At 61.9% G+C, this 9,675-nt stretch carries 11 protein-coding genes; 8 read left to right on the plus strand and 3 right to left on the minus strand.

What is annotated here, in order from left to right; all coding sequences use genetic code 11:
• Nucleotides 1–47: 47 nt before the first annotated feature.
• From groES to V6767_RS11780, 3 genes are all read left to right on the plus strand, one after another.
• On the plus strand, nucleotides 48–344 hold the full coding sequence (groES, locus tag V6767_RS11770; RefSeq protein ID WP_018065505.1) for a co-chaperone GroES: 297 nt from the start codon (nucleotides 48–50) through the stop codon (nucleotides 342–344).
• 78 nt (nucleotides 345–422) lie between these two features.
• Nucleotides 423–2,075 (plus strand): chaperonin GroEL, encoded by a 1,653-nt coding sequence (gene groL, locus V6767_RS11775; protein ID WP_448427481.1) that lies wholly within the window; start codon nucleotides 423–425, stop codon nucleotides 2,073–2,075.
• A gap of 199 nt (nucleotides 2,076–2,274) precedes the next feature.
• Entirely contained in the window at nucleotides 2,275–2,964 is a 690-nt protein-coding gene (locus V6767_RS11780) for an outer membrane protein (protein WP_448473674.1), read from the plus strand.
• A gap of 66 nt (nucleotides 2,965–3,030) precedes the next feature.
• On the opposite strand, the gene V6767_RS11785 is transcribed toward V6767_RS11780, so the two are convergent.
• Entirely contained in the window at nucleotides 3,031–3,528 is a 498-nt protein-coding gene (locus V6767_RS11785; RefSeq protein ID WP_448473675.1) for a YciE/YciF ferroxidase family protein, read from the minus strand.
• A 143-nt stretch (nucleotides 3,529–3,671) separates the two neighbouring features.
• Entirely contained in the window at nucleotides 3,672–4,388 is a 717-nt protein-coding gene (locus V6767_RS11790; RefSeq protein WP_448473676.1) for a glutathione binding-like protein, read from the minus strand.
• Nucleotides 4,389–4,701: 313 nt separating this feature from the next.
• Between V6767_RS11790 and V6767_RS11795 the strand changes: the two genes are divergently transcribed.
• From V6767_RS11795 to V6767_RS11810, 4 genes are all read left to right on the plus strand, one after another.
• Nucleotides 4,702–5,409: a 3-oxoacid CoA-transferase subunit A gene (locus V6767_RS11795; RefSeq protein ID WP_448473677.1), complete on the plus strand. Its 708-nt coding sequence runs from the start codon at nucleotides 4,702–4,704 to the stop codon at nucleotides 5,407–5,409.
• Nucleotides 5,406–6,089, plus strand: coding sequence for a 3-oxoacid CoA-transferase subunit B (locus tag V6767_RS11800; RefSeq protein WP_230720659.1), 684 nt, complete (start codon nucleotides 5,406–5,408; stop codon nucleotides 6,087–6,089). Before V6767_RS11795 ends, V6767_RS11800 begins: the two co-directional genes overlap by 4 nt.
• Before the next feature lie 2 nt (nucleotides 6,090–6,091).
• A complete protein-coding gene (gene pcaF, locus V6767_RS11805; RefSeq protein ID WP_448473678.1) occupies nucleotides 6,092–7,291 on the plus strand; it encodes a 3-oxoadipyl-CoA thiolase in 1,200 nt (399 codons plus the stop codon).
• 95 nt (nucleotides 7,292–7,386) lie between these two features.
• Entirely contained in the window at nucleotides 7,387–8,142 is a 756-nt protein-coding gene (locus V6767_RS11810; RefSeq protein ID WP_448473679.1) for an IclR family transcriptional regulator domain-containing protein, read from the plus strand.
• A 6-nt stretch (nucleotides 8,143–8,148) separates the two neighbouring features.
• On the opposite strand, the gene V6767_RS11815 is transcribed toward V6767_RS11810, so the two are convergent.
• Nucleotides 8,149–9,096 (minus strand): LysR substrate-binding domain-containing protein, encoded by a 948-nt coding sequence (locus V6767_RS11815; RefSeq protein ID WP_448473680.1) that lies wholly within the window; start codon nucleotides 9,094–9,096, stop codon nucleotides 8,149–8,151.
• A 235-nt stretch (nucleotides 9,097–9,331) separates the two neighbouring features.
• Here V6767_RS11815 and V6767_RS11820 point away from each other — a divergent pair, with 235 nt between their 5' ends.
• Nucleotides 9,332–9,601: a DUF1127 domain-containing protein gene (locus V6767_RS11820; RefSeq protein ID WP_448473681.1), complete on the plus strand. Its 270-nt coding sequence runs from the start codon at nucleotides 9,332–9,334 to the stop codon at nucleotides 9,599–9,601.
• Nucleotides 9,602–9,675 lie beyond the last annotated feature (74 nt).

Genomic DNA, 9,675 nt, shown 5'->3' on the forward strand with positions numbered 1-9,675 from the left:
CGACCGCGAAAACGGTCGCGAATGTCATTCGATCGAGGGTATAGACAATGGCAAGCATTTCTTTCCGCCCCCTGCACGACCGCGTCGTTGTACGCCGCGTGGAGTCTGAAGAAAAGACCAAGGGTGGCATCATCATCCCCGATACCGCCAAGGAAAAGCCGCAGGAAGGCGAAATCGTCGCTGTCGGCAACGGCGCCCGTGACGACAGCGGCAATGTTGTCGCACTCGACGTCAAGGTCGGCGACCGCGTTCTGTTCGGCAAGTGGTCGGGCACCGAAGTCAAGCTCGACGGCGAAGACCTTCTGATCATGAAGGAAGCCGACATCATGGGCATCGTCGCTTAATCAAGCGCCTCCCACGATCCACCTTTCCAACCAGCCGGGCATATGCCCATAAGGTTTTGATAAACCAGGAGTTTTCAAATGGCTGCTAAAGAAATCAAATTCGGCCGCTCTGCGCGCGAAAAGATGATGCACGGCGTTGACGTGCTCGCTGACGCCGTGAAGGTCACGCTTGGCCCCAAGGGCCGCAACGTTGTTATCGAAAAGTCCTTCGGCGCTCCGCGCATCACCAAGGACGGCGTTTCGGTCGCCAAGGAAATCGAACTGGACGACAAGTTCGAGAATATGGGCGCCCAGATGGTCCGCGAAGTTGCTTCGAAGACCAACGACATCGCCGGTGACGGCACCACGACGGCAACCGTTCTCGCTTCCTCGATCATCCGCGAAGGCAACAAGGCCGTTGCCGCCGGCATGAACCCGATGGACCTGAAGCGCGGTATCGACCTCGCCGTCAACGAAGTCGTCAAGGATCTCCAGGCCAAGGCCAAGAAGATCAACACCTCGGAAGAAGTTGCCCAGGTCGGCACCATTTCCGCCAACGGCGAAAAGCAGATCGGCGAAGACATTGCCGCCGCCATGCAGAAGGTCGGCAATGAAGGCGTGATCACGGTTGAAGAAGCCAAGACCGCCGAAACCGAACTCGAAGTCGTCGAAGGCATGCAGTTCGACCGCGGCTACCTGTCGCCCTACTTCGTGACCAACTCCGAGAAGATGGTTGCCGAGCTGGAAGACGCCTACATCCTGCTGCACGAAAAGAAGCTCTCCAACCTTCAGGCTCTCCTGCCGGTTCTGGAAGCTGTCGTTCAGTCCAACAAGCCGCTCCTGATCATTGCTGAAGACGTTGAAGGCGAAGCGCTTGCGACCCTCGTCGTCAACAAGCTGCGCGGCGGCCTGAAGATTGCTGCCGTCAAGGCGCCTGGCTTCGGCGATCGCCGCAAGGCCATGCTCGAAGACCTCGCCATCCTGACGGGCGGCACGGTCATCTCCGAAGATCTCGGCATCAAGCTCGAAAATGTTACCCTCGACATGCTCGGCACTGCCAAGAAGGTCTCGATCACCAAGGAAAACACCACGGTTGTCGACGGCGCCGGCCAGAAGGCCGACATCGAAGCCCGCGTTGCCCAGATCAAGGCCCAGATCGAGGAAACCACCTCCGACTACGACCGCGAAAAGCTGCAGGAACGTCTTGCCAAGCTCGCTGGCGGCGTTGCCGTGATCCGCGTTGGCGGCTCCACGGAAGTCGAAGTGAAGGAAAAGAAGGACCGCATCGACGACGCTCTGAACGCGACCCGCGCGGCCGTTCAGGAAGGCATCGTGCCCGGCGGCGGCGTGGCCCTGCTGCGTTCCTCCACCAAGATCGCCTCCAAGGGTGAAAACGACGACCAGGAAGCCGGCATCAACATCGTTCGCCGTGCGCTCCAGTCGCTGGTTCGCCAGATCGCCACCAACGCAGGCGACGAAGCCTCGATCGTTGTCGGCAAGATCCTCGACAAGAACGACGACAACTTCGGCTACAACGCCCAGACCGGCGAATATGGCGACATGATCGCCATGGGTATCGTCGACCCGGTCAAGGTCGTCCGCACCGCTCTGCAGAACGCTGCTTCGGTTGCCTCGCTTCTGATCACCACGGAAGCCATGGTTGCCGACCTTCCGAAGAAGGAAGGCGCCGGCGGCGGCATGCCCGACATGGGCGGCATGGGCGGAATGGGTGGCATGGGCGGCATGATGTAATCAGGCGATAAGCCTGATTACAGAATAAAGCCCGGTCTCATCCGGAATCTGAAAGGCGGCGCTTCGGCGTCGCCTTTTTTGTGCTTCATCCGCAACACGTCCGGACCATTGTGGCGATTTGGCGCAGGAGACGCTTCATCTAGGCGAGCAGGATGGTATTGCCTTTCATCAACTCCGCTCGCTCAGATGAAAGACCCCGATGAAGCTCCTCCCCTGCACAGCTCTTGCCGCCCTCCTTGCCGCTTCCGCTGCAGAAGCAGCGGATATCTCAATGCCCGCCGCCGCACCGCCGCCGTCAACGGTCGTTGACTGGTCGGGCTTCTATTTCGGCGCTGAAGGCGGCTATGGCTGGCTGGCCGGGGAAATACCGGAAACCGTCTTTACCGCCGGCAAGACCGAGGCGGCCTCCGGCGGCACGGCGGGCATTTTCGTCGGTTACGACCATCAGTTCGACAACCGCATGGTGATCGGCATCGAAGGCGCCTACAGCTATAACTGGAACGACAACGACTACGTCGTTTCTTCCCCGCTCCCGATCCTGAACGGCCAGACCGTAACTTTCGGCACCGGATGGCGCGTAAGCGTCGAGGGCCGGCTCGGCTATGCCTGGGGCAAAACGCTGGTCTATGCGACGGGCGGCTATGCCGCGACCCGGCTCGAGGGCAGCTTTTCGCTCACCGGTCAGAACTATGATGATGTGTTGAACGGCTGGACTGCCGGTCTCGGCGTTGACTACGCCTTCACCGACAATCTCTTCGGACGCCTGAAGGTGCGCTACAGCGATTACGGCAACACCGACCTCGTCACCAAGGCAACCGGCCTGCCGGGTCTTTCCGACACAAAGCTGACCCAGGCCAGCGTCACCGGCGGCATCGGCTTCAAGTTCTGATTACGTAGAACGCAAAAAAGGGCGGTGATCCGCCCTTTTTCGTAGATCTCAGTGCCCCGAGCCGCCTCAAGCAGCTTCGGCGCTGCGATTGATCGCTTTTTCCGCCAGTTTCGACAGTTCCAGATCGGCCTTGGATTCCTGCTCGAAGGTTTCCTCGAGAAGCTTGACCACATCCTTCTTGCCAAGCTGTCGGGCCCAGGCGAGCAGCGTGCCGTAGCGGGCCATCTCGTAGTGTTCAACGGCCTGGGCGGACGAGATCAGGCCGGCGTCTAGCGCGGGCGCGCCCTTGAACTCCTCGATGATTTCCTCGCCTTCGGCGATGATGCCCTGGATCGCTTCGCAGGTCTTGCCGCGGGCCGGCTTGCCGAGGATTTCGAACACCTGCTGCAGGCGCTCCACCTGGCCCTCGGTTTCCTCCTTGTGATTGCGGAAGGCTTCCGCCAGGTCTTCGGAGCTCGCCGCGCGGGCCATTTTCGGCAACGCCTTAAGAATCTGGCGTTCGGCGAAGTAGATGTCTTTCAGCGTATCAAGAAACAGGTCATCGAGCGTTTTCTGCTTGGTCATGGGTTTCTCCTCGGTTGGCACCCTTCATTCGTATATCGCTGAAACGTACCGTTCGCCGAAGCGGTTCCATGCTGATTCCCAAACCCGAACAAAAAAGGCGCGGCCTGCGCCGCGCCCGAGACAAGTTGTCATATGCAGACCGTTCAAACAGCCGGCGGCACCGTGAACCCCTTCACGCTGGCCGGACGATCGGAGCAGCGTTCGACCCAGGCCGAAACGGCCGGGAAATCGGCAAGCTTCAACGCATCCTGCGCTTCATAATGGACGGACAGGCCGCGCACCCAGGGGAAGATCGCGATGTCGGCAATGCTGTAATCGGAAGGTTCTTCGCCCATGATGAACTTGCGATCGCGCAGCCGCCCTTCCAAAACGCCGAGAAGCCTGCGGGTTTCATTGGTATAGCGCTGCACCGGATAGGGGTTGTTCGCCACCTTGTCGGCGGCAAACTTGTAGAAGTGGCCGAACTGGCCGAACATCGGGCCGATGCCGCCCATCTGGAACATCACCCACTGGATCACTTCGTAGCGCCCCACCGGATCGTTGGGCATCAGGCGACCGGTCTTTTCGGCAAGGTAGAGCAGGATCGCGCCCGATTCGAACAGGCCGATCGGCTTACCTTCCGGGCCTTCCGGGTCGATGATGGCGGGGATCTTGTTATTGGGATTGAGCGACAGAAACTCCGGCGTCATCTGATCGTCCGTATCGAACGACACGCGATGCGCCTCATAGGGCAATTCCATCTCTTCCAGCGCGATCGAGACCTTCACGCCATTGGGCGTCGGCAGGGAATAGAGCTGAATGACACCCGGGTTCTCGGCCGGCCAGCGTTGCGTAATGGGAAATTCCGACAGGCGAGACATGGACGCTCCTGCAATATGTTTGATTGAAAGTAATGGCGAGATGTGAAGTTGATTGTCATTTCGCAAGACCTCTCATGTCATTTTTATGGCAAAAACGTGTTCTCTCATCGAAAAAGATGACGTTTTTTAAAAATCGTCACTTGTTTGTGCGGTTGCAGCAAATTTTCGCGAGCGCTGAGAAGGCGGCATCGCAAAAGTTCACGATGCGCACAGTTTTGTGCCTCTGTTGAACAAAGATCGCACTATGAACTTTTCGTCTGGCTGTCGCCGCGCGCTGCCTTTAAAAACGCCTCGATGGAAGGAGATCCAGCACATGGACAAGACAGCGACGTCCCTGAAGGACACCGTCGCCGATATCTTCGACGGCGCGACCGTGATGATCGGCGGCTTCGGCGGTTCCGGCTCGCCGATCGAACTGATCCACGCCCTGATCGACCAGGGCGCGCGCGACCTGACCGTGATCAACAACAATGCCGGCAACGGTCATATCGGACTGGCCGCGCTGATCGAGCAGGACCGCGTCTCAAAAATCATCTGCTCGTTTCCGCGCTCGTCCAATGCGACGGTGTTCAATGAACGCTATCTCGCCGGCAAGATCGAGCTGGAGATCGTGCCGCAGGGCACGCTTGCCGAGCGCATCCGCGCCGGCGGCGCCGGCATTCCGGCTTTCTACACGCCGACCAGCTACGGCACCGAGCTTGCCGAGGGCAAGCCGGTCGAGGAATTCGAGGGCCGGCATTATGTGCGCGAGCGCTGGCTGAAGGCCGATTTCGCGCTGATCAAGGCCGAGTGCGCCGACCCTCACGGCAACCTCACCTATCGCATGGCCGCGCGCAACTTCTCGCCGCTGATGGCGATGGCGGCCGCGAAGACGATCGTGCAGGCCTCCCGCGTCGTGCCGCTGGGCGGCATAGACCCGGAACATGTCATCACCCCCGGCATCTTCGTCGATACCGTGGTTGAGGTCCCGCACCCGGTTCAGGAGGAAGTCCTGATGCGCGAGGAGGCGCGTTACCCATGAACGACTTTTCCGACATCAAGCTCTCCAACGCCCAGATCGCCTGGCGCGCCGCGCAGGACATCGAGGACGGCGCCTATGTCAATCTCGGCATCGGCTTTCCCGAAATGGTCGCCAAGTTCCAGCCGGAAGGCAAGCAGGCGATCTTCCATACCGAAAACGGCGTACTGGATTTCGGCGGTGCCCCGCCCGAAGGCGAGGAAGACTGGGACCTGGTCAATGCCGGCAAGAAGGCGATCACGCTGAAGCCGGGCACATCCTTCTTCCACCATGCCGACAGTTTCGCCATGGTGCGGGGCGGCCATCTCGACGTCGCCATTCTCGGCGCATACGAGGTTGCGGAAAATGGCGACCTCGCCAACTGGTCGACCGGCAAGGGCGGCGTGCCCGCCGTCGGCGGCGCGATGGATCTGGTCCACGGGGCCGGCCGCGTTGCGGTGCTGACCGAACACACCACCAAGAAGGGCCAGCCCAAACTGGTCGAACGCTGCTCTCTGCCGCTGACGGGCGTTGGCTGCGTGACCCGCGTCTACACATCGCTCGCCGTGGTCGATATCGCCGGCGGCCGCTTCATCCTGCGGGAAAAGCTGCCGGGGCTGTCGGTTGAAGAGCTGCAATCGGTCACCGGCGGCACGCTTCATATCGAGGGCGACGTGAAGGACCTGAAGGCACCGGAGGTTTGACCATGAAGGACGTTTATATCTGCGACTATATCCGCACCCCGATCGGCCGCTATGGCGGCGCGCTCTCTTCCGTGCGCACCGACGATCTGGCCGCGATCCCGCTCAAGGCGCTGATGGCGCGCAATGAAGGCGTCGACTGGGAAGCCGTCGACGACGTGATCTATGGCTGCGCCAACCAGGCGGGCGAGGATAACCGCAACGTCGCCCGCATGGCGCTGCTGCTCGCCGGCCTGCCGGAGAGCGTTTCCGGCACCACGATGAACCGGCTGTGCGGTTCCGGCATGGATGCGGTGATCACTGCGGCCCGCGCGATCAAGGCCGGTGAGGCGGAACTGATGGTGGCCGGCGGCGTCGAATCGATGTCGCGCGCGCCCTTCGTCATGGGCAAGGCCGAAACCGCCTTCAGCCGCTCGGCCGAGATCTACGACACCACGATCGGCTGGCGGTTCGTCAATCCGCTGATGAAGGCACAATACGGTGTGGATTCGATGCCCGAAACCGGCGAGAATGTCGCCGAGGATTTCACGGTCAGCCGCGAGGACCAGGACAGGTTCGCCCTCGCCTCTCAGCAGAAGGCCGGCAAGGCGATCGCCTCCGGCCGGCTGGCGCGGGAAATCACGCCGGTCTCGATCCCGCGCCGCAAGGGCGATCCGGTGGTTGTCGATACCGACGAGCATCCCCGCCCCGACACCACGCTGGAAGCACTGGCGAAGCTCAAAACCCCGTTCCGCCAGAACGGCACGGTCACCGCCGGCAACGCCTCCGGCGTCAATGACGGCGCGGCGGCGCTGATCGTGGCAAGCGCGGAGGCGGCCAAGCGGCACGGCCTCACGCCCATCGCCCGCGTACTCGGCGGCGCGACGGCGGGCGTCGCGCCGCGGATCATGGGCTTCGGCCCGGCCATCGCCTCGAAGAAGCTGCTTTCCCGCCTCGGCCTTTCGACGGACGACCTCGCCGTGATCGAGCTCAACGAGGCCTTCGCCTCGCAGGGCCTTGCCACGCTGCGCGATCTGAAGATCGCCGATGCCGACCCGCGCGTGAACCCCAATGGCGGCGCGATCGCGCTCGGCCATCCGCTCGGCATGTCTGGCGCGCGCATCACCGGCTCGGCGATGCTCGATCTGAAGCCCGGCGAGAAATCGCTGTCGACCATGTGCATCGGCGTCGGCCAGGGCATCGCGATTGCGCTGGAGCGTGTCTGACGACAAAGGGGCGGCGCACGGACGCCGCCCTGCAGCTATTGCAGACCGACGAGACCTTGTGCACAATGTGACCATTGTTCACGATGAGATCGCAGATGCTCAAGTCGACGGATCATATCGCCTCCTTCGCCAAGGGACTGCGCGTCATCACCTGCTTCGGGGCGTCAACGCCCAGGCTCTCGATCGCCGAGGTGGCGGCGGCGACCGGCTATGACCGCGCCACCGCGCGGCGCTGCCTGCTGACGCTCCATGCCGAGGGCTATGCCAGCTATGACGGCAAGTATTTCGCGCTGACGCCGCAGGCCCTGCGCCTCGGCATGAGCGCGCTTAACGCGCTACCGCTGCCGCAACGGGTCCAGCCCTGGCTCGACCAGCTTTCGGAGCAGATCGGCCAGTCCTGCTCGGTGGCGATCCTCGATGAAACCGAGATCGTCTACATCGCCCGCGCCGCCCAGCGCCGGGTGATGTCGATCGGGCTGATGCCGGGCTCGCGCCTTCCCGCCCATGCCACATCCATGGGCCGGGTGCTGCTTGCCTCGCTCCCCGAAGCCGAGGCCCGCGCCCTGATCACGCGCGCCGACCTGACCCCGCGCACGCCCAAAAGCCTGACCGATCCGGATGATATCATGGCAAGCGTCAGAGCGGTGCACCACAACGGCTACTGCCTGATCGACGAGGAGGTGGAGACCGGCCTGCGCGCCATCGCCGTGCCCGTCCTCGACGGACGCGGGCGCACCGTCGCGGCCCTCAATACCGGCATGGCGGCGACCCGTGCGCCCGCCGAAAGCCTGATCGAAACCTACCTGCCCGCCCTTTTGAAAGTGCAGCAGAACCTCAAGCGGATCGTATAAGGCCTCTCACCAGCTCGCGAGCATCTGGCCGGGCTTGGAACGCGCCAGGCGCTGGTGAGCTCTTTCCGGCTCCATATCCGGCATTATTTCCGCCTGGCTGATATTGTCGAGCGAGGCGATGATGTGGTTGGAGAGCGCCGTTGTGAGTGACGCCGGGGCGCCCGGCCGCTTCATCAGGCCGATCTGGACCGGCTCCAGCGTGGGAAAGCCATCCGCCGGCGTCAACACCCGCATGCCGTTCCTCACCGCCGATTCCGGCAGCACCGAGACCGCCATGCCGGCCAGAACCGCCGAGGCCAGCACGGTTGCCGACCAGCTTGTAAACAGAATCCGATATTCGCGCCCCACCCCATCCAGCGCCTTGACCGCCAGATCGCGCCAGCAGCAATCGCGCCGCCCGACGGCGAGCGGCACCGGCCGGTCAACCGGCAGGGGATGGTTTGCCGATGCCACCCAGCACAGCGCCTCGGTGCGCACCACCTCCGACTGGCGGGTGCGCGCATTATGCGTCACCAGCGCCAGATCCAGTTCGCCCTGCTTCAGCCGTTCGGCCAGATCGACGGAGTCCTCGCACACGATATAGAGTTCGACATTGGGATGGCTTCTGGCGAACCGGTTGATGATATCCGGCATGTAGCGGTCGGCGTAATCATCCGGCGTGCCGATCCTGAGCGAGCCCTGAAGCCGGTTTTCGTCAAAGGCGGTGATCGCCTCATTGTTGAGACGGATGATCCGGCGGGCGTAGTTCAGAAGCTTGTCGCCCTCGTCCGTGAGCCTCACACCGCGCCCGTCCTTGGTGAAGAGCTGCTTGCCGATCCGTTCCTCCAGTCGGCGCATCTGCATAGAGACGGCCGATTGCGTCTTGAACACGTGTTCGGCGGCCCGCGTGAACGAACCGTAATCCACGATCGCGACGAAGGTCTGCAGCTGATCGATATCCAGTGGCGCTACCATATTCACACCCATCAAGTTCTATGATGAGTGATATTAGAAACATTCGTTGGACTGATCAATAAGAAATCGTCACTTTGTAACACGACGAAGCGAGCAGCGGCTCAGCGCCACCGGCAAGAAACGGGTGGCTGTCTGGGGGAGAATAGCGTTTGTTCGCTTTGAAAGGAAGCCATGCGGCTTCCGCCCGCAAGCCGCGCAAAGCCCAGGAGCTTCGGCGCACACCAAGGAGGCGACAATGTCGTTGATTGAAAGGACATCCGCAAGTCGGATCGGCATCATGCACTCACTCTGGTCTGGCATCAGCGCCTTTGCCGGCGCTGCGCGTCGCTTTGCGAAAAACCGACTGGCCGTAAACCGTATGGCCGAGATGGACGATGCGCTGCTGAAGGATATCGGGCTATCGCGCCACGAAATCAATCGCGCCCATATGGCCCCGCTCTCCGAAGACCCGATGGCCGAGCTGCGCAAGGCAGCCGCCAATCGCGCCGCGCGCATGTATGTGTGAACGCATTCCGGCCACCTTCTAGAGCATCGGGCGATTAGTCTGCAACGCATGCTGTTGATTTGAAGTAGTTCCAG

The sequence above is a fragment of the Martelella sp. FLE1502 genome (genome assembly GCF_053484255.1).

Coding starts and splice junctions, on each gene's coding strand:
- groES (WP_018065505.1), top strand. CDS start 48: ATGGCAAGCATTTCTTTCCGCCCCCTGCACGACCGCGTCGTTGTACGC.
- groL (WP_448427481.1), top strand. CDS start 423: ATGGCTGCTAAAGAAATCAAATTCGGCCGCTCTGCGCGCGAAAAGATG.
- V6767_RS11780 (WP_448473674.1), top strand. CDS start 2,275: ATGAAGCTCCTCCCCTGCACAGCTCTTGCCGCCCTCCTTGCCGCTTCC.
- V6767_RS11785 (WP_448473675.1), bottom strand. CDS start 3,528: ATGACCAAGCAGAAAACGCTCGATGACCTGTTTCTTGATACGCTGAAA.
- V6767_RS11790 (WP_448473676.1), bottom strand. CDS start 4,388: ATGTCTCGCCTGTCGGAATTTCCCATTACGCAACGCTGGCCGGCCGAG.
- V6767_RS11795 (WP_448473677.1), top strand. CDS start 4,702: ATGGACAAGACAGCGACGTCCCTGAAGGACACCGTCGCCGATATCTTC.
- V6767_RS11800 (WP_230720659.1), top strand. CDS start 5,406: ATGAACGACTTTTCCGACATCAAGCTCTCCAACGCCCAGATCGCCTGG.
- pcaF (WP_448473678.1), top strand. CDS start 6,092: ATGAAGGACGTTTATATCTGCGACTATATCCGCACCCCGATCGGCCGC.
- V6767_RS11810 (WP_448473679.1), top strand. CDS start 7,387: ATGCTCAAGTCGACGGATCATATCGCCTCCTTCGCCAAGGGACTGCGC.
- V6767_RS11815 (WP_448473680.1), bottom strand. CDS start 9,096: ATGGTAGCGCCACTGGATATCGATCAGCTGCAGACCTTCGTCGCGATC.
- V6767_RS11820 (WP_448473681.1), top strand. CDS start 9,332: ATGTCGTTGATTGAAAGGACATCCGCAAGTCGGATCGGCATCATGCAC.